At 68.9% G+C, this 17,838-nt stretch carries 24 protein-coding genes and 1 riboswitch; of the genes, 13 read left to right on the top strand and 11 right to left on the bottom strand.

Annotation, left to right across the window (positions count from 1 at the left end):
- Positions 1-53: 53 nt before the first annotated feature.
- On the top strand, positions 54-1,514 hold the full coding sequence (locus tag AB0I34_RS35830; protein ID WP_360454071.1) for a DEAD/DEAH box helicase: 1,461 nt from the start codon (positions 54-56) through the stop codon (positions 1,512-1,514).
- Positions 1,515-1,635: 121 nt separating this feature from the next.
- Here AB0I34_RS35830 and AB0I34_RS35825 read toward each other — a convergent pair whose 3' ends face one another.
- Positions 1,636-2,199 (bottom strand): CGNR zinc finger domain-containing protein, encoded by a 564-nt coding sequence (locus AB0I34_RS35825; RefSeq protein WP_360454067.1) that lies wholly within the window; start codon positions 2,197-2,199, stop codon positions 1,636-1,638.
- 62 nt (positions 2,200-2,261) lie between these two features.
- Between AB0I34_RS35825 and AB0I34_RS35820 the strand changes: the two genes are divergently transcribed.
- From AB0I34_RS35820 to AB0I34_RS35810, 3 genes are read left to right on the top strand one after another with little or no spacing between them, the layout of a single operon-like run.
- Positions 2,262-3,164, top strand: a complete 903-nt coding sequence (locus AB0I34_RS35820) for a hypothetical protein (protein ID WP_360454064.1) — start codon at positions 2,262-2,264, stop codon at positions 3,162-3,164.
- A gap of 20 nt (positions 3,165-3,184) precedes the next feature.
- Positions 3,185-3,553 carry a DUF1304 domain-containing protein gene (locus AB0I34_RS35815; protein ID WP_360454061.1) on the top strand — a complete coding sequence of 123 codons (369 nt, stop codon included), beginning with the start codon at positions 3,185-3,187 and terminating at the stop codon, positions 3,551-3,553.
- Positions 3,554-3,598: 45 nt separating this feature from the next.
- Positions 3,599-4,978, top strand: coding sequence for an MFS transporter (locus AB0I34_RS35810; protein WP_360454058.1), 1,380 nt, complete (start codon positions 3,599-3,601; stop codon positions 4,976-4,978).
- Here AB0I34_RS35810 and AB0I34_RS35805 read toward each other — a convergent pair.
- Positions 4,968-5,609 (bottom strand): LysE family translocator, encoded by a 642-nt coding sequence (locus tag AB0I34_RS35805; protein WP_360454055.1) that lies wholly within the window; start codon positions 5,607-5,609, stop codon positions 4,968-4,970. The genes AB0I34_RS35810 and AB0I34_RS35805 overlap by 11 nt on opposite strands.
- 108 nt (positions 5,610-5,717) lie before the next feature.
- Positions 5,718-5,783, top strand: a riboswitch (cobalamin riboswitch).
- A 52-nt stretch (positions 5,784-5,835) separates the two neighbouring features.
- Between AB0I34_RS35805 and AB0I34_RS35800 the strand changes: the two genes are divergently transcribed.
- Genes AB0I34_RS35800 through AB0I34_RS35785 form a run of 4 tightly spaced genes read left to right on the top strand, consistent with a single transcriptional unit; the run spans position 5,836 to position 7,598 of the window.
- A complete protein-coding gene (locus tag AB0I34_RS35800; RefSeq protein WP_360454052.1) occupies positions 5,836-6,033 on the top strand; it encodes a CbtB-domain containing protein in 198 nt (65 codons plus the stop codon).
- 4 nt (positions 6,034-6,037) lie between these two features.
- Complete coding sequence (locus tag AB0I34_RS35795) at positions 6,038-6,787, top strand: CbtA family protein (protein ID WP_360454049.1); 750 nt, start codon at positions 6,038-6,040, stop codon at positions 6,785-6,787.
- A 2-nt stretch (positions 6,788-6,789) separates the two neighbouring features.
- Positions 6,790-7,338, top strand: a complete 549-nt coding sequence (locus tag AB0I34_RS35790; protein WP_360454238.1) for a histidine phosphatase family protein — start codon at positions 6,790-6,792, stop codon at positions 7,336-7,338.
- A 56-nt stretch (positions 7,339-7,394) separates the two neighbouring features.
- Positions 7,395-7,598 (top strand): hypothetical protein, encoded by a 204-nt coding sequence (locus tag AB0I34_RS35785; protein ID WP_360454046.1) that lies wholly within the window; start codon positions 7,395-7,397, stop codon positions 7,596-7,598.
- A 3-nt stretch (positions 7,599-7,601) separates the two neighbouring features.
- Here the strand turns inward: AB0I34_RS35785 and AB0I34_RS35780 are convergent, their stop codons facing one another.
- From AB0I34_RS35780 to AB0I34_RS35765, 4 genes are read right to left on the bottom strand one after another with little or no spacing between them, the layout of a single operon-like run.
- A complete protein-coding gene (locus AB0I34_RS35780) occupies positions 7,602-7,979 on the bottom strand; it encodes a VOC family protein (RefSeq protein WP_360454043.1) in 378 nt (125 codons plus the stop codon).
- A 9-nt stretch (positions 7,980-7,988) separates the two neighbouring features.
- A complete protein-coding gene (locus AB0I34_RS35775) occupies positions 7,989-8,585 on the bottom strand; it encodes a class I SAM-dependent methyltransferase (RefSeq protein ID WP_360454040.1) in 597 nt (198 codons plus the stop codon).
- Positions 8,586-8,622: 37 nt separating this feature from the next.
- A complete protein-coding gene (locus AB0I34_RS35770; RefSeq protein WP_360454037.1) occupies positions 8,623-9,474 on the bottom strand; it encodes a fumarylacetoacetate hydrolase family protein in 852 nt (283 codons plus the stop codon).
- 19 nt (positions 9,475-9,493) lie between these two features.
- Entirely contained in the window at positions 9,494-10,189 is a 696-nt protein-coding gene (locus tag AB0I34_RS35765) for a GntR family transcriptional regulator (RefSeq protein ID WP_360454034.1), read from the bottom strand.
- A gap of 145 nt (positions 10,190-10,334) precedes the next feature.
- On the opposite strand from AB0I34_RS35765, the gene AB0I34_RS35760 reads away from it, so the two are divergent.
- Positions 10,335-11,468 carry a mandelate racemase/muconate lactonizing enzyme family protein gene (locus AB0I34_RS35760; protein ID WP_360454032.1) on the top strand — a complete coding sequence of 378 codons (1,134 nt, stop codon included), beginning with the start codon at positions 10,335-10,337 and terminating at the stop codon, positions 11,466-11,468.
- The gene (locus AB0I34_RS35755; RefSeq protein ID WP_360454030.1) at positions 11,465-12,307 is read left to right on the top strand and encodes an amidohydrolase family protein; all 843 of its coding nucleotides are present in this window, start codon (positions 11,465-11,467) and stop codon (positions 12,305-12,307) included. Before AB0I34_RS35760 ends, AB0I34_RS35755 begins: the two co-directional genes overlap by 4 nt.
- Here the strand turns inward: AB0I34_RS35755 and AB0I34_RS35750 are convergent.
- A complete protein-coding gene (locus tag AB0I34_RS35750) occupies positions 12,292-13,401 on the bottom strand; it encodes a DNA polymerase IV (RefSeq protein WP_360454028.1) in 1,110 nt (369 codons plus the stop codon). The genes AB0I34_RS35755 and AB0I34_RS35750 overlap by 16 nt on opposite strands.
- A gap of 12 nt (positions 13,402-13,413) precedes the next feature.
- Entirely contained in the window at positions 13,414-13,848 is a 435-nt protein-coding gene (locus tag AB0I34_RS35745) for a GNAT family N-acetyltransferase (RefSeq protein WP_360454025.1), read from the bottom strand.
- Between the two features lie 158 nt (positions 13,849-14,006).
- Here AB0I34_RS35745 and AB0I34_RS35740 point away from each other — a divergent pair, with 158 nt between their 5' ends.
- Positions 14,007-14,321 (top strand): WhiB family transcriptional regulator, encoded by a 315-nt coding sequence (locus AB0I34_RS35740; RefSeq protein WP_360454023.1) that lies wholly within the window; start codon positions 14,007-14,009, stop codon positions 14,319-14,321.
- Between the two features lie 200 nt (positions 14,322-14,521).
- Here the strand turns inward: AB0I34_RS35740 and AB0I34_RS35735 are convergent, their stop codons facing one another.
- Positions 14,522-15,298 (bottom strand): phytanoyl-CoA dioxygenase family protein, encoded by a 777-nt coding sequence (locus AB0I34_RS35735; RefSeq protein ID WP_360454020.1) that lies wholly within the window; start codon positions 15,296-15,298, stop codon positions 14,522-14,524.
- 62 nt (positions 15,299-15,360) lie between these two features.
- Between AB0I34_RS35735 and AB0I34_RS35730 the strand changes: the two genes are divergently transcribed.
- A complete protein-coding gene (locus AB0I34_RS35730) occupies positions 15,361-16,272 on the top strand; it encodes an AraC family transcriptional regulator (RefSeq protein WP_360454017.1) in 912 nt (303 codons plus the stop codon).
- Between the two features lie 24 nt (positions 16,273-16,296).
- Positions 16,297-16,710 carry a PaaI family thioesterase gene (locus AB0I34_RS35725; protein WP_360454014.1) on the top strand — a complete coding sequence of 138 codons (414 nt, stop codon included), beginning with the start codon at positions 16,297-16,299 and terminating at the stop codon, positions 16,708-16,710.
- A 2-nt stretch (positions 16,711-16,712) separates the two neighbouring features.
- Here AB0I34_RS35725 and AB0I34_RS35720 read toward each other — a convergent pair whose 3' ends face one another.
- Both AB0I34_RS35720 and AB0I34_RS35715 read right to left on the bottom strand, forming a co-directional pair.
- Positions 16,713-17,054, bottom strand: coding sequence for a zf-TFIIB domain-containing protein (locus tag AB0I34_RS35720; protein ID WP_360454011.1), 342 nt, complete (start codon positions 17,052-17,054; stop codon positions 16,713-16,715).
- Between the two features lie 75 nt (positions 17,055-17,129).
- Complete coding sequence (locus AB0I34_RS35715; protein ID WP_360454008.1) at positions 17,130-17,534, bottom strand: nuclear transport factor 2 family protein; 405 nt, start codon at positions 17,532-17,534, stop codon at positions 17,130-17,132.
- Positions 17,535-17,838: the final 304 nt, after the last annotated feature.

Genomic DNA, 17,838 nt, shown 5'->3' with positions numbered 1-17,838 from the left:
CCGTCACACGGGAGGCTTACGAACAGGTCGCGGAAGTAGTTGTCCCGGACAACTTGACGTTCGCGGACCTCGGCGTACCGCCGTCCCTGGTGGCCGCGCTCGCGGCGACCGGGGTGACCAAGCCCTTCCCGATCCAGGCGGCGACGCTGCCGGATGCTCTGGCCGGCAAGGACGTTCTCGGCCGCGGCCGGACCGGATCCGGCAAGACCTACGCCTTCGTGCTGCCCGTGCTGGCCCGGTTGGCCGCCGGCCGGACCAAGCGGCGTCCGAATCACCCGCGCGCGCTCATCCTGGCGCCGACGCGCGAACTGGCCACCCAGATCCAGGCGTCCATCACGCCACTGACCGACGCGCTCGACCTGCGCACGATGACCATCTTCGGTGGTGTCGGCCATGGTCCGCAGATCACCGGACTGCGCAAGGGTGCCGACATCGTCGTCGCCTGCCCGGGACGGCTCGAGGACCATCTCCAGGCCGGGCACGTGAAGCTCGACGCGGTCGAGATCACCGTGCTCGACGAGGCCGACCACATGGCGGACCTCGGCTTCCTGCCCGCGGTACGGCGGATCCTCGAGGCGACCCCGGCAGGAGCGCAGCGGCTGCTGTTCTCGGCCACGCTGGACGCGGGCGTCGATGTCCTCGTGCAGCGGTTCATGACCGACCCGGTCACGCACAGCGTGGACTCGGCGCAGTCGCCGGTCTCGAAGATGACCCACCACGTGCTGCACGTCCAGCCCGACACCCGGCTGCCCGTGCTCGTCGACCTGACCGCCGCACCGGGACGGTCGCTGGTCTTCACCAGGACGAAGTACGGCGCGAAGTCGCTGACCAAGAAGCTGATCGCGCAGGGCGTGCCGGCGGTCGAACTGCACGGCAACCTGTCCCAGGGCGCCCGCACCCGGAACCTCGAAGCCTTCTCGGAGGGTACGGCGAAGACACTCGTCGCCACCGACATCGCGGCCCGTGGAATCCACGTCGACGACGTTGCGCTGGTGATCCACGCGGATCCGCCGATCGAGCACAAGGCGTACCTGCACCGCTCCGGCCGGACTGCCCGCGCCGGCGCCGAGGGTACGGTCGTCACGCTGATGACCGACGCCCAGGTTCGCGACGTGCGCGACCTCACCCGCAAGGCCGGTATCGCGCCGACCATCACCAAGCTCACCACCGGCGACCCGCTGCTCTCCGAGCTGGCTCCGGGCGAGCGCACGTTCGTCGCTCCGCAGCTCGCAGCCGCGGGGGCGGCCGCTCCAGGCCGTTCGTCGAATGGCCGAGGTTCGGCGGAGTCCGGCTCCGCCAGCCGCGGTGCGGGCGGTCGTGGTGCTGGGGGTCGTGGTGGTGGTCGCCGCCGGCGTGGTGGCCGAGGTGCTCAGGCGCCCGGCGCAGGCCGCCCGGGCGGCGCAGCCTCCTCGGGGTCTGCCAAGCGCCCGGCTCCCGCGGCCGGCTCGACCTCGCGGTCGGGCGGAGCGGCCGCGTTCTCCGCCGGCACCCGCGCCTCCCGCCGGAGCCGCTGATCGCATTCCCGGCTGTCGCCGCGGCGTCGGCCGGGGAGGGATCGTCGTCTGCCGGAGGCCACGCGTCCTGCCGGAGCTCTTGAAGTTGCTGTAGGCAACCGTCGGTCGGGCTGACTCTCAGTCAGCTTGGCCGGCGGTTTTCCGCGTGTTTGCGGGCCCGGTGGGCTCGGACCCGGCCTCTGGTGGCGCAGGTGGGGTTGGGACACCAGCGGCGGCGGCCGGTGGGGTCGGTGAACACGCCGCGACAGTCGTGTTCGGGACAGGCGGAGAGGAAGGCGCGCTCGGGACCGGTCAGGTGATCGACGGCCTGACGGGCGATCCGGGACAGCGCGTCCGCCGTCGTCCGTGGACGGGAGCGTTCGAGCCGATCAGTCACCGTCAGCAGCGGCGAGTCGCCCTCGAGAAACGTCGCCAGCGCCTCCACCGCCGCCGCATCAGGGGGTACGCCGTCCACCGTCGCGAGCGCGATCGGTCGCAGGATCTCCCGTAGTTCCCAGGCCTGCTCGAGGTCCGCCGACGTCACCTTCCGCACCGGCCGCAGTTCCATCAGGTCGAGCCATTCCGTGAACCGCTCGACCGTCGGCACCCGCTCCACCGGGTTCTCCCCGAAGTGCGTTCCGCGCGTGGCGAGCAGGTTCAGCCACGTCGCGCCGAGATCCAGCCGGAACTCCATCCGATCAATCACCTGGACATCGTAACGCCTCGACCGTTACGTTAGTAACGCTTCAACCGTTACAAGGAGGCGCAGTGATCCGCACCGTCACCGGTGACATCGGACCGGACCAGCTCGGCGTGACCGACTCGCACGACCACCTGTTCTTCAGTACGCCGTTCCTCGCCGGGCAAGAGCTGGACGACGTGGACGCGGCCTTGGCCGAGACGCGAGCCTTCGCCGCGGCCGGGGGTCAAGCGATCGTGCAGTGGACCCCGCACGGTCTGGGGCGTCGAGTCGACGCATTGCCCGGAATCTCGACCACCGCAGGCGTTTCGCTGATCGCCGCCACCGGCCTGCACCGCGCCGAGCTCTACCCGGAAGGCTTCGTCGACCAGGTCCGTCCGAAGCTGGCCGAGATCTTCCACGCCGAGCTAGCCGTTGGCATAGGCAACAGTCCGGTCCGCGCCGGGTTGATCAAGGTTGCCGGTGGCTACCATGTGCTGGATTCCCATGCCCGCTGGGTGATGCGGGCCGCCGCCGAGGCGCACCACGCGACCGGCGCACCGATCGCCGTTCATCACGAACTCGGGACCGCAGCGGACGCCGTACTCGATCTGCTGGTGGACGAACTCGCCGTACCGCCCGCCAGTGTGATCCTCGGGCACCTGAACCGCTTCCCTGATCATCGTGGGCATCTCGAGCTGGCCGAGCGGGGTGCGTGGCTGGCGTTCGACGGGCCGTCGCGGGCGAATCACGCGACCGACCCGTGGCTGATCGACTGCCTGGCCGCGCTCGCCGACGCCGGGTACGCCGACCGGCTGCTGCTCGGCGGCGACACGACGACGGCCCGTGCGCGAGGCGCGACCGGTGAAGGCCCCGGCATGCCCTACCTGCTGACCCATCTCCGGCCGCGGATCGCGCGGCGGCTGGGTGCCGAGGTGGCGGACGCGGTCTTCACCACCAACCCTGCTCGCGCCTTCGACTGGAGCGGCTGAGAACCCGGTACGTTTCCGGCATGAGCGTTGTCGCGCAGGTGTTCGCGGTATTGGCTGGGGTCTTCCATCTCGCGGTGTTCGCCATGGAGAGCCTGCTGTTCCGCAAACCGAGCACGTACCACCGCTTCCTGATCAAGGACGAGACGGAGGCGGCGGCCGCGCGGCCGTGGGCCTTCAACCAGGGTTTCTACAACCTGTTCCTGGCGATCGGCGCGATCGGCGGCCTGATCTGGGGTGGGGACGAGGGCCACGCCATCGCGCTGTTCAGCTGCGCGTGCATGGCCGGTGCCGGAATCGTCCTGATCGCCTCGGACCGCCGGATGGCGCGGGCCGCGGCCACCCAGGCGGTTCCACCGATCCTCGCCCTGGTGCTCGCAGCCGTTCTCTGACTCGGGGTTGACTTCAAGTGCCCTTGATGTCTGAGGGTGCTTGGCATGACCATTGCTGCCGAGCCCACCCTCGACCAGGGCACCCCGGCCCCGTCCGGCGGCGTTCTCGCGCCGCAGTACCGCGCGCTGACGGTCGGGATGGTCGCGTTGATCACCCTGGTCGCGTTCGAGTCGCTCGCCGTCACGACCGCGATGCCGACCGTCGCGCAAGCGCTCGACGGACTCAGTCTGTACGCACTCGCCTTCGGCGGACCGCTCGCCTCCGGCGTGATCGCGATGGTCGTCTCGGGCACCTGGAGTGACCTCAAAGGCCCGACCCGGCCACTCTGGCACGGGACCGCCTGGTTCCTGGCCGGTCTGATCATCGCAGGCCTGGCTCCGAGCATGGAGATCCTGGTCGTGGGCCGGATCATCCAGGGCTTCGGCTCAGGTCTGCTCACGGTCGCGCTGTACGTCGTCGTCGGGCAGCTGTACCCGGCCCGGCTGCGGCCGCGCATCTTCGCCGCCTTCGCGACCGGCTGGGTCGTTCCCTCGCTGGTCGGTCCCGCGATCGCCGGCCTGATCGTCGAGAACGCCAGCTGGCGCATCGTGTTCCTCGCCGTGCCGGCCCTCGCGATCCCGGCAGCGCTGGTGATGCGGCCCGGGCTCAGAGGCAGCACACACGAACCCCTCCCGGGACGGCTGTGGGACAAGCGAGCGCTGTGGGCGGTCGCCGCGGCGGTCGGGGTTGGTCTGCTCCACTACGGCGGCCAGCAGCACGGCGTACTCCAGCTCGCGTTGCTCGCTGTCGGGCTCGGCGGCGTGGTCGCCTTCGCGCCGAAGCTGCTGCCGCGTGGAACCTTCACCTTCGGACGCGGTCTGCCGTCGGTGGTCGCGCTGCGCGGGCTGGTCGCGGCGTCCGGCTTCGGTGCCGAGGTGTTCCTGCCGCTGATGCTCACCCGTGAGCGTGGCCTGTCCCCGGCCGTCGCCGGTCTGGTGCTGACCGTCAGCGCACTCAGCTGGACCGCCGCCTCGTGGTACCGCGGCCGCCCGCACCAGCCGTTCTCGCACTCGGTCTTCCTGCAGGCCGGCATGGTCGCGATCCTGCTCGGCATCGTGACCGCCACGCTGACCCTGAACGACAACGTGCCGGTCGTCGTCGGCATCCTCGGCTGGAGCCTCACCGGACTCGGCATGGGCACGGTCTTCCCGACGCTGTCCGTACTCGTGCTGGACTACTCCGAATGCGAGGAGCAGGGCGCCAACAGCTCGGCCGCGCAGCTGAGCGACTCGTTGGCCACGGCAACGATCCTGGCGATCGGCGGTTCGCTCTTCGCGGCACTCGAGCCGCATTCCGCGCTGACGGCGTACCTGGTTGCGTTCGGTCTGCCGGCCGTGCTCGCGCTGCTCGGTGTCCAGGCCGGCCGGCGTACCGCTACTCCTTAGAGCCGGTCACGGCGATGCTGGCGCCGAGGCCGATGATCATCAGGCCGCCGGTGCCGCCGACCAGTTCGAGCCGGCGCGGCGAGCGGGCGAACCACTCGCGCGCGGTGCCGGCCACCACGGCCCAGACGCTGTCCGAGCAGAGCGCGATCAGGATGAAGACCAGGCCGAGGACGAGGATCTGGAGCCAGGCCGGGCTGGCCGCGCCCTTGTCGACGAACTGCGGCAACGCGGCGGCGAAGAAGACCGCGGTCTTGGCGTTGGTGACTCCGACCAGGAAGCCCTGGCGCATGGTCCGCCGGCTGTTGCCCGGCTTGATCCCGCTGGTCATCGCCTCGACCAGCGACTTGCGGGTGCGGAAGGCGTGCACCCCGAGATATATCAGGTACGCCGCGCCCACGAGCTTCACCACGGTCAGAGCGATCGCGCTGGCCGCGATCAGCGTGCCGAGTCCGAGGGCGACCGCGACCAGCATCACGGCGGCCCCGATGGTGTTGCCGACCATGGTCAGCACCGCTTCCCGGCGGCCGACCGCGAGGGCCCGCCCAACGATGAACAGCACGCTCGGACCGGGGACGACGATGATGATGAACGCGGTGATCGCGAAGGCGACCAGGTGATGAGCGGACGGCATCTGCCCAGAGTAGGTCCGGGGGTGGGGAACGTCACCCGGCTGTCCCACGCGTTGACCCCTCTCCATCCCCACCGCTACGGTTCGGGGGACAACCTGCGGTGCCATGAGGGAAGCCGGTGAGAGTCCGGCACGGCCGCGCCACTGTGAGCGAGCTCAGCTCGTGAGTCAGGACGCTCGGGCACCAGCAGCCTTTCGAAGGGGACGCGCACTTCCCCAGGAGGTTCAGATGGCAGCTCCTGCCCGCTCGGTCGCCGTACCGGCCTATTCACCCCGGCTCCTCGCCGCCGCTCTGCTCAGCTTCGGCGTACTACTGCTGCTCGGCTACCTGGTCATGTTCGACCAGGGTGCGGTGTCGCACTCGGGCATGTACCTGCACGAGTTGATGCACGACGGTCGCCATCTGCTCGGCGTGCCCTGCCATTAGCCCCATGCGCACCTTCGGATCGCTCCTGGTGCGCGGACTGATCATCGGACTCTTCGCCGGCCTGCTGGCCGGAACGTTCGCGTACGTGACGGGCGAACCGCACGTCGATGCCGCGATCGCGATCGAAGAGGCCGGTGCCGCGCATACCCACGACCATGGCGACGGTGCTGAAGCCGCCGCCGAAGAGGAACCGCTCGTCAGCCGCGACGGCCAGAAGGCCGGGCTGTTCCTCGCGACCACCCTGTACGGCATCGCGCTCGGCGGGATCTTCGCCGTCGCCTTCACGCTGCTGCGGCGCAGGCTGCGGACCGAACGTGATCCGTACGCCGCTCTCGGCCTGGCCGCTGCCGGCTTCGTCGGGATCGTGCTGGTTCCGTTCCTCAAATATCCACCGAATCCACCCGCGGTCGGCGATCCCGACACGATCACCCGCCGTACGGTGACCTACCTGCTGACGCTCGTGATCGGACTGCTCGCGGTCTGGGCCGGTGTCGCGGCATCGCGTTGGGCCGCTCGGTACGGCGACGTCGCCCGGCTGGCCGGCGGCGTGGCCGCCTTCCTCGTCACGATCGTGATCGCGTACCAGATCCTGCCGTCGATCAACGAGGTTCCGGGGTCGTTCCCCGCTACGCTGCTGTGGCAGTTCCGGTTCGCCTCACTCGGTACGCAGGCGACGCTGTGGCTCCTGCTCGGATTCGGGTACGCCGCCGCGGTGGACCACCGGCTGTCCCGACAGAAGGTGGTAGCCGCTTGAGCGTGTCGTTGACGCTGGTCGCCCATGCCCTGACCCCTGGGTTGCGTGGACTTGTGCTCGGTGGTGACCACGAGCCGGATCCGTCCGGTGTCGACGCCGCGCGTGAGCTGACGGTCGAGGCCGACGCGGTCTTCGCCGGTCCCGAGGTGGCCGCCGTACGGACCGCGGAGGCGCTCGGCCTGACGCCCGTCGTCGAGCCGGCGCTGCGGGACCGCGAGTACGGCGACTGGTCCGGGCGCGGACTCGAGGAGCTGCTCGGGGCCGATCCGGAGCGGGTCACGGCATGGCTGGAGCGCCCGCACACCGCCACGCCGGGCGGCGAGTCGGAGAACGACGTACTCACCCGCGTCGCCGACTGGCTCGGCGATCTCGGTGAGCTGTCCGGTGAGCGGCGTACCGTCGTGGCCGTCGTCCATCCAGCGGTCGTGCGGGCGGCCGTGCTGTACGTCCTGGACGCGCCGGCCGAGTCGCTCCGGCACGTGGACGTCCGGCCGCTTGCCCGGGTCCGGCTCTCGCTGCACGAGGGTTCCTGGTCTTTAGCCTTCTCCTGACGTACGAATCGCTGTCTGGCGTCGCCAGCGTGACCGCCAAGGTGTAAGACCGGGATATGACGCTCACCGAAGCCCGCAACTTCCTCCGCTCGGAATTGCTCGCGGTCGCGGCGATCGTCGTCCCTGGCCAGACACCGACGGTGACGCACGACGTCGGCCCGGTCCGCCAGGAAGCGTTGTCGGACGACCGCGGTCCGGAGTCGGTCTGCACGATCACAGTCGAAACCGGCGACCCGACCTCGCCCGACCCCGCGGCCTGACGGTCAGCTGGTGGCGGCTCGTTCGGCGGCGCTGCGGAGTACGCAGAACTCGTTGCCTTCAGGGTCGTGCATGACGACAAAGCCGGTGCCGTCGGGTTCGCGATGGTCGTTGGCGACGGTGGCGCCGATGGTGAGCAGCCACTCGACCTCCGCGTCGCGCGGGCCGTCCGGCTCGAGGCAGAGGTGGACGCGGTTCTTGACCACCTTCTCGTCGTCGTTCTGGCCGAAGAGCAGCGTCATCGAGTCCGTGACGACGGCGGCGTACGGGTCGTCCGGCGCGTCGTCGTCGGGGCGCGGCGCTCTCAGCACCTGCAGCCAGAAGCCGGCCAGCTCGTAGGGGTCGTGGGCGTCGAAGGTCACCGTGCGAACGTGCGAAGTCATGCGCAGAGGCTACTTCCGGAAGAGCAGGCAGTCCTCAGGAATTTCGGGTTCCAGGTACGGCGTGAAGCCGGCCGCGACCGCGATCGCGGTGAGTCCCTCAGGCAGCCACCGATGGACGTAGATGTTCATCGGGTGGCCGCCGTACCCGGAGGTCTTGTGCGTCGACTCCTCACCGAGGTGGAAGCCGACCAGCAGGACCCCGCCGGACCGCAGGACGCGGTGGAACTCGGCGAAGGCCCGCGGGACCACGTCGCGAGGCAGGTGGATGACAGACCACCACGACACCACTCCGCCGAGCTCGCCATCGGGCAGGTCCAGCGCGGTCATCGAACCGACCCGGTAGTCCAGACCGGGATGGTCCCGCCGGGCGACGTCGATCATCCCGGGGGACAAGTCGATTCCGATCACCGGCACACCACGGTCAGCGAGCAGGCCGACGACCCGGCCCGGTCCGCACCCCACGTCCAGCACCGGCGCGCCTTCGGCGAGCTTCGCGAAGAGGTCGAGAGTCGGCGCCTCGAACGGCGGGCCTTCCTGCACGAGCTCGGCGTACGAGACGGCGACAGTGTCGTACGACGTCCGGATGTCGGCGAGATGATCGGTCACCCGGCCGACACTAGAGCCGGCCGGGGACAGTTTCGGATCAGGCCTTTCCGAGGGTCTGCTTCTGCCGGCCGAGGCCTTGGACCTCCAGCTCCATCGTGTCGCCGGGCGCCAGGTACGGGAACCTGCCGGACAGCGCGACGCCCTCCGGGGTGCCGGTGTTGACGATGTCGCCCGGGTCGAGCGTCATGTACTGCGACAGGTCGCGGATCAGTGCCGCGACGCTGAAGATCATGTCCCGGGTGTTGGAGGCCTGCCGCGGCTCACCGTTGACCCACGACTTCAGGTCGAGGTTCTGCGGGTCGCCGATCTCGTCGGCCGGGACCAGCGCCGGGCCGAGCGGGTTGAACGTCTCGCAGCACTTGCCCTTGGACCACTGGCCGCCGGACTGCTCGAGCTGGAAGGCCCGCTCGGACACGTCGTTGGACACCGTGTACCCGGCGATGCACGCCAGCGCCTCCGCGTCGGAGTCGACGTACCGGGCCTGCTTGCCGATGACGACGGCGAGCTCGACCTCCCAGTCGGTCTTGGTCGATCCGCGCGGGACGAGGACGTCGTCGTACGGGCCGACGACCGTGTTCGGGGTCTTGAAGAAGACGATCGGCTGCTTCGGCGGCTCGGCGCCGGACTCGGCCGCATGGGCGGCGTAGTTCTGGCCGATGCAGACGACCGCGCCAGGCCTGGCGATCGGGGCGCCGATCCGCAGCCCTCCGACGTCGACAGCCGGCAGGTCGCCTGCCTCGAGCGCGGTGCGGGCCCGGGCGATGCCGTCGGCGGCGAGGAAAGCGCCGTCGATCTCGGCGGTGACGGAGCTCAGGTCGTGAACGGTGCCGTCGGCGGCGCGCACGTACGGGCGCTCCTCACCGACCGCGCCGAGGCGCAGCAGTTCCACAAAGATCTCCCTGGGTGAGTCATTCCTGGTCGAAGATCGGCCGCAACCGGGCCCGGGAGGCCTCGATATGCGCCCGCATCGCCGCGGCCGCCTCCTCCGGGTCGCCCTTGCGGACGGCGGTCACGACAGTCTTGTGCTCCCGCAACGCCTTTGTCGCGATGCCGCCACCGTAGTACAGCCGGAACAGGTGCAGGTGGCAGTGTGTCCGCGCAAAGGACAGCCGGGCGGTCTCGTTGCCGGACAGCTCCAGCACCAGGTCGTGGAAGCGCTGGTCGTGCGCCGCCATCGCCCGGTAGCTCTCGTACGCCGGGCGGTCCGGTACGTCGGTGTAGCTCAGCATCTCGGCCTTCAGCCGGGCCAGGTCCTCGGTGCCGGCCCGCTGGGCGGCGCGCCCGGCAGCCCACGGCTCGATGTGCAGGCGGTACTCGAACAGGTCGTCGAACTCGTCCCGGGTCAGCCGGGACGACACCCGGTAACCGCGCAGCGGCTCCTTGATCACCAGTCCGTCGGACTCCAGCCGCGCCAGCGACTCCCGGATCGGGGTCTGGGAGATGCCCAGTTCGCGGGTGAGCGCGTCGATGTTCAGCCGGGTACCCGGCTCCACCACGCTGTCCATGATCAAGCCCTTGACCGTCTCGTAGACGTCGTCGCTCAACACCTGTCGCTGGGGCAGGCGCGAAAGCTGCCCCGCCAGACCCACATGCGCATCCGTCACCGTCGCTCCTTCCGAAGCCCGAGCCCCGATCGTGGATCGAGGCCAATTCTGCCCGACCCGCATCGTTACCTGGACAAGTCTTGACGCGTCCAGTGTGAGGCGGCAGCATCAGGTTGGCAATATCCTATAGGATCTGGAGCCGCCCATGACCACTCTGTCCCGCCGGATCGCACCAGTCGGGCTGCCGGCCGGTACGACGGTAACCCGGGCCGAGGCGTTCCTGGTGGACCTGGAGGTCGAGACGGTCCGGACCGACGCCGTGCAGTCCTTCCTGAAGCAGGAGACGGTCTTCGTCGAACTGGAGACCTCGGACGGGGCGGTGGGACTCGGGTACTCCTACACGATCGGCACGGGCGGCACCGCCGTGCTGGCGCTGCTGCGAGATCACCTGCTGCCGCGACTGGTGGGTGCCGACGCGCGCAACGTCGAGGGGTTGTGGTCGGACCTGTTCTGGTCCACCCACGCGACGACGGTCGGAGCGATCACCTCGCTGGCCCTGGCCTCGGTGGACACCGCGCTGTGGGATCTGCGGTGCCTGCGCGCCGGTGAGCCGTTGTGGCGGCTGGCCGGCGGGTTCCAGCAGCAGGTCCCGCTGTACGACACCGAGGGCGGTTGGTTGCACCTGACAACCGATGAGCTCGTCGCTGGCGCGCTGGCGTCTCAGCAGGCGGGCTGGCCGGGCGTCAAGCTCAAGGTCGGCAAGTCCCGGGTGCACGAGGATCTCGAACGGCTCCGGGCGGTCCGGGACGCGGTCGGTCCCGCGCTGGACATCATGGTCGACGCGAACCAGTCGATGACGTACGCCGAAGCCAAGCGGCGGGCCGCCGCGTTCGAGGCCGTCGACCTGTCGTGGTTCGAGGAGCCGCTGCCGGCCGACGACGTGACCGGCCACGTCCGGCTCGCGGAGTCGACGTCGATCCCGATCGCGGTGGGCGAGTCGCTGTACTCGATCTCGCAGTTCCGCGAGTACGTCGCCGCCGGTGGCGCCGGGATCGTTCAGGCCGACGTGGCCCGCATCGGCGGCATCACGCCGTGGCTCAAGGTCGCGCACCTGGCCGAGGCGTTCAACCTCGAGATCTGCCCACACTTCCTGATGGAACTGCACGTGAGTCTGACGGCCGCCGTACCGAACGGCCGGTACGTCGAGCACATCCCGCAGTTGCGGGCGATCACGCGGTCCGAGATGGCTGTGGTGGACGGACACGCGGTCGCGCCCGACGCGCCCGGGTTGGGTATCGACTGGGACCGGGACGCGATCGACGATCGGAGAGTGGCATGAGCAGAGTCGATGCCCATCACCACGTCTGGGATCTGACCGTCCGTGAGCAGAGCTGGATGGCCGGCCCGGAGCTGGACCCGATCCGGCGCAACTTCGCCGTCGAGGATCTGGCGCCGTTGGCCGCGGCCGCGGATGTCACGGCGACAGTTCTGGTGCAGACCGTCGGGTTGGTGGAGGAGACGGTCGAGTTCCTGGAGGTTGCTGCGGGCAACGAGCTCGTCGCGGGCGTGGTCGGTTGGGTCGATCTCACGGCCGATGACGTGGCGACGGCGTTGTCCGGGCTGTTGGCCCGGCCGGATGGCCCGTATTTGAAGGGAATCCGCCACCAGGTCCACGACGAGCCTGATCTCGACTGGCTTCTCCGGCCCGACGTCCAGCACGGCCTCGCCGCAGTCGCCGAGGCCGGTCTGGTCTACGACCTCCTGACCAAGACTCCACACCTCCCGGCCGCCATCGCGACCGCTCGCGCGTGCCCCCAGTTGACCTTCGTCGTCGACCACATCTCCAAGCCCGTGATCGGTGAGCCCCTGGAGCCGTGGGCAAGTCAGCTGCGTGAGCTGGCAGCGCTGCCGAACGTCACCTGCAAGCTCTCCGGGATGGTCACAGAGGCATCGTGGACCGATTGGAAGCCGGCTGACCTCCAGACGTACGCCGACGTCGTACTAGATGCCTTCGGCCCCGACCGTGTGATGTTCGGCTCCGACTGGCCCGTCTGCCTGCTGGCCGCGACGTACGCCCAGGTGGTCGACACAGCGGAGACTCTGACGGCCAGGCTGAGCCCCGCGGAGCGCGAAGCGGTCTTCAGTACCACGGCTACCCGCACCTACAAGCTGTCCTGAGGTTTGGCGAATTCGAGGCGGACGCCGAGGAGGCGGATGGGGCGGCGGAGTTCGAACTTCTCCAGCAGGGCGAGGGCCGTGGCGGCGATGACCTCAGGATCCTGGGTGATCTCCGGAAGCTTCCGGCTCTTGATCGGGGTGTAGAAGCTGATGAAGCGGACCTTGACCCAGATCCGCTGGATGCTGCGACCCTCGGAGACCACGTCCCGCGTCACCTCGACCGCGATCCGGCGCAACTGCTCCTCCACCTCGGCGCGTTCGACCAGATCCTCCGCGAACGTCTCCTCGCGACTGCGCGACACCGGTTCGCGTGGTACGTCGGTCACCTGGGTGTCCCCGAGTCCGCGGCCCAGGGCGGCGTACCAGGCGCCCATGTTCGGGCCGAACCGCTTCCGCAGTACGTCGACGTCCGCGGCGGCCAGGTCGGCAACGGTGACGATGCCGAGCTCGTTGAGGTTCCGTTCCATCCGGCTGCCGATACCCCACAGTTCACGCACGGCCCGGTGGTCCATCACCTCACGCCAGTTCGCGCCGGTCAGCCGGTAGACGCCGTCGACCTCACGGTGCTGCACCGCGCCATCCGCCGTACTGGCGTCCTCGAAGGGTGTCGCATGCGACCGCGCCTGCTTCGCGAACGTGGTCGCCAGCTTGGCGCGGGTCTTGTTGTCGCCGATGCCGACCGAGCAGGTCAGCGTGGTCCGTTCCGCGACGGCGGACCGGAGGTCGGCCGCGAGCTGCTCGGGGTCGTCGGTCTCCGCGCCGACGAAGCATTCGTCCCAGCCCCACACCTCGACCACGACCGGGAACGACCGCAGCGTGTCCATCACCTCGGTCGACGCCGCCTCGTAGGCGGCCGGATCTGACGGCAGGTACACAGCCTGCGGGCACTTCTTGTACGCCGCCCGCACCGGCATCCCCGAATGCACGCCGTACTCACGAGCCTCGTACGACGCGGTGGCGACGACCTGCCGTGGTTGGGTCGGATCCCCGGACCCGCCGACGACCACCGGCAGACCGCGCAGCTCGGGCCGCCGCCGGATCTCCACAGCGGCGATGAACTGATCCATGTCCACATGCAGGACCCACCAGGTCATCGCGGCCCCACGTCAGAGTTCCTTGCGCATCTGCTGCGAGGTGACGGTGTAGCCGAGCGAGTTGTAGAGGCTGATCGCTGTGGTGTTGTTGCCGAACACGTTCAGGTCGAGCTGGGTGTGCCCGAGCCGCCGGCACTCCTCCTCGCCGGCCAGCATGATCGCCCGGCCGTAGCCCTTGCCGCGGTAGCCGGGATCCACCTCGATGCCGTAGATGAACGGGATCCTCGGCTTGGTGCTGATCCACAGGCTGCCGATCGCCTGGTCACCGTCACAGGCCATCCAGATCAGGGTGTTCTCGCTGGCGCGACCGTCGGGGAGGAGCTTGTCCGTCTCGCGATGCGCGAACTCGAGCGCCTCTGCGGGGTCCAGGCCACGGGCCGGTCCGATGCCGGCGGCGAACGACTCGGCGTTGCGCTCCTTCCACTGCTGGAACTCGGTCTCGGTCATCGGGCGAAGGGTCACCGGAGGCGTGGTCACGTGCTGACGATAGCCCCGAGGGTTTGCGGACGGGTACCAGATTGAATGCCCGCGGTTGTGGATCCAGCCGCGGCTGACCGACCGATGCCGAGGTGTCACACCATGACAGCGCAGCCGAGGAGCCCGTCATGAGACGGCGCAAACCGCCCGCCGGAGCGGTGGCCAGGGCCCCGGAGGGCCTACCGTCCCCGCTGCTCGAGAACTGGGCCTGGCAGGACCAAGCCGCCTGCGCCGAGGTCGACCCGGAGCTGTTCTTCGCCGCAGAGTCCGAACGCGGCCTGCGCAAACACGCCCGCGAGGTGCTCGCCAAGGCGCTCTGCAGGACCTGCCCGGTACGGCGTGAGTGCCGCGAACACGCCCTGATCGTCGGTGAAGCGTACGGCGTCTGGGGCGGCACGACCGAAGAAGAGCGCGAGCCGGCCCTCCACGGCCGCCGCCACTAGGCCTCAGCCGCGGTCCTGGTGTTGTCCGTAACTACTCCTTCAGTCTGTCCACCCTTACGACCAGAACTGAATTCCTGGCCCAGGTCTTGACTGCCTCTCACTGACGACATGATGGTCGGGTGTCCGCAGCTGGTATTACGGACATTCGCGACGGCCAGGAGAGTTTCATCATGACAGGTGTAGCTGCCGGGGGTCGCGCTTCAGCCCGCCTGGGTGTTGCGGACCTCCCGGACGTTCTCGGTCCGGCCGTGGTCCATGCCGAGCTCGCGCTCCCGCGCGATCATCGCGGCAGGCCGGAAGTTGAGGATGTACGCGCGGCGCTGAGTGTCGGTGATGTTGCCGCGCGAGTAGTGCAAGGTGCGTCCTCCGTGCGCAACCGCGGACCCTGGCGGGACCGGCACGGGCGTCGCGCCCGGCTCATCCTCCGAGCAGTCGCACTCGATCGCGCCGCCGGCGCCCGCGGACCGATGCGGCCGGACTGGTCCGCGATGAGAGCCCTGGACGTACCACATGCAGCCGTTGTCGACGGTTGCGTCGTCGAGCGACACCCAGATCGAGGCGGCGCGCTCGTCGGGAAGGTCGACCCAGTAGCCGGCGTCCTGGTGCCAGGGTGTCGGCGTCGCCGTCTGCGGTGCCTTGGCGATCAGCATGTCGAAGTCCAGTACGGCGTCGGCGCCGATCAACTCGCGGGCGATGGCCAGCGCGCGATCGTGCAGCGGCAGCGACGTGAGCTCCGGGTACACGTCGGAGGGCCACATGATCTGCGTGATGTTCTCGGTGGCACCAGTCGATCGGGCCCCCGCACCGAGGTCGGATCGTTTGTCGCCGGCAACGATCTCGCCGGACAGGAACCGGTCGTAGATCGCCCGGTAGAGGTCCACGTCGGCGGCGCTGAGCAACCCGTCCAGGACGACGTACCCGTCGCGGTCGAAGAGCTGCGCGATGTCAGATCCAGCTGAGACTGTCGAGTCGGTCATGGACACCATCCTCCGGGCGTACGCCGGCGATCGCGTTCGGAAATCACCAGCGGAGAATCGCGATGGCTGACAGGCCGTCGGATGTCCCCGACGTCGAGTCGACCAGTGAACGCGAGATCGTGGACCTGCGCGGCCTCGGTCCGTTCGTCAGTCTCGGCCGCTATCACTACCTGGTCGCGCACGAGCCGCTGCCGGAGCAGCGACACGACACGTTGCTGGTACTGGCGCTGCCACTGCGGAACGGCATCGACTTCGTGATCGACGGCTCGATCGTCAGCGCCGGTCCCGGCCAGGTGCTGCGGATCCGTCCGGGGGCCGGGTACCGGACGGGGACAGGCACCCAACCGCGTGGCGACCTGCTGTGGCTCATCCTGCGGAGCCGTGGTGAGGTCGGGCAGCCGCTCTCGCGGATGATCGACGAGCTTTGCCGGATCGAGCGTGATGTCTGGCCGGCTTCGTCGCTGAGTATCGACCTGTTGTCTCGGGTGCTTTCCTCGTCGAGTGCCGAGGATTGGCTGACCGGCGTCTGGCGCGAGTCCCTGTGCACAGCCGCGGTGATCGAATTGGTCCGTGGTCTGTCCGAGGGCGACGGCGATACCGCGGAGCATCCGGGTCTGCAGCGGGCGCTGCGGTGGTTCGAGGACCACTTCGAGGAGCCGGTGACGGCCGCTCAGCTCGTCGAGGTGTCCGGGATGTCCGGGACCCGCTTCAACGAGCTCTTCACCGAGTCTTTCGGCACTAGTCCCAAGGACTACGTACTGCGCGCCAAGGTCGCACGGTCCGAACGGTTGCTGGCGGCGAGCCCCGACAGCATCACGGAGATCGCGCACCGGCTCGGGTTCTCGTCGAGTCAGTACTTCGCCTCGGTGTTCCGGCGGTATCTCGGGGTTTCGCCCAGTCAGTACCGCAGCCGCGAGGAACTGCTGCGGGCGGCAGCGAAGTTCACTGGCACGAGGTTTGGTGGCGGTGGGTAGCCACCGGCTGGTTAGCCTGTCGGCATGGAGCTGACGTTCGAACTGGCCGAGAAGGTGCTCGCTGCGCAACCGTTCAGCGTGCTGCTCGGCGCGCGGCTGACCGCCTTCGGCGACGGCGCCGCGACCCTCGAGCTGGACATCCGGGACGAACTACGGCAGCAGAACGGCTTCCTGCACGGGGGAGTCCTCGGTTACGCGGCCGACAACGCGATCACCTTCGCCGGCGGTACCGCGCTGGGCCCGGAGGTGCTGACCGGTGGGTTCACGATCAGCTACCTCCGTCCGGCCCAAGGCGCCGTACTGCGAGCCGAGGCGACGGTCGCGCACGCCGGCAGCCGGCAGGCCACCTGTACCTGCCGGCTGTCGACCGTCGACGAGTCGGGCGACGTCACCCTGTGCGCGATCGCCCAAGGGACCGTCATCGCCCTCCGCCGCTGACTTCAGTCGAAGAGTTCTTCCAGGAAGGACTTCTTCTTCTTGCGCGGGTACTGCTGGTTGCCGTAACGCGGGTCGTACTTGCGATCCTTGTCGTAGCGGCGGTCGTCGTCGTACCGCCGGTCGTTGTCGTAGCGGCGATCGTTGTCGTACCGGCGGTCGTCGTGCCGCTTCTCCTCATGGCGCGGCTGCGGGCTGTTGTACTCGAGCTCGGCATCCACCAGCCGCTCCAGTTCACCCCGGTCGAGGAAGATCCCGCGACACTCGCCGCACTGGTCGACGGTGACGCCGCTGCGTTCGTAGGTGCGCATCGCGCCTCGGCACTTGGGACAGGTCAGGCTCTCCATCCAGCAACCCTAAGTGACGAAATCGCCGGAACGCCGGGCTTTCAGCGAACTCTCAGGGTCTTCGGAGTACAACTCTCAGGAGATTCGATCGGTCCCCGATACAACCCGCTCCACAAGGTGTTCCCGCCCGGCAGGCGGGTCGTACGACTCGGGCCAGAAATCCGTGATCCGGGTGATCAGCCCGTCGTCGAGCTCGAGGTACACCAGCCCGACCATCTCCTCGTCACCCACGGTGAACTTCATCGATCCGGCCGCACTGGTCCCGTCCACGATCAATCGCGTCACGGTGGCGGTCCAGTCGCCCGGATACTCCCGGTTGAACTGCAGGTACTTCGCCCGCCCCACAATCCGTTCCCGAGTCTGCGGCATCTCGTAAACCACGTCCGCACTCAGCAGTTCCCCGAACGCGTCCCACTCCCGCCCCACCATCGTCGCGAAGTACCGCCCCACGACATCCCGAGTCCGCTGCGTCTCGTCCATGCCCAGACGCTATTCCGCCCCACCGACACTCCTGCTGCGGTGCGTGCGCCGCGTGCCCTTCCTTTGACTTGAGCGTACAAGCGCCGAGTGGGGCGGGCGGAGGTTATCCGGGTCTCATGTCTGGTGGTGTGCAGTTGGACAGGAGGTATCCGGTCGGCGGGTAGTGCAGTTGAGCGTGCGTGCCTTCTGTGTGCGGTGTATCGCGGGTGCACTACCTGTCGATCTGTCCTCGCTCCCCAAACCCGCACGCCATCAGCTGTCCCAAACCACCCACACCTCGGTCAGAAGAGCCGGGTGGTGACAG

Source organism: Kribbella sp. NPDC050281, assembly GCF_040655855.1.
GTDB lineage: Bacteria > Actinomycetota > Actinomycetes > Propionibacteriales > Kribbellaceae > Kribbella.
This window is presented reverse-complemented; position numbering and strand designations above follow the sequence as displayed.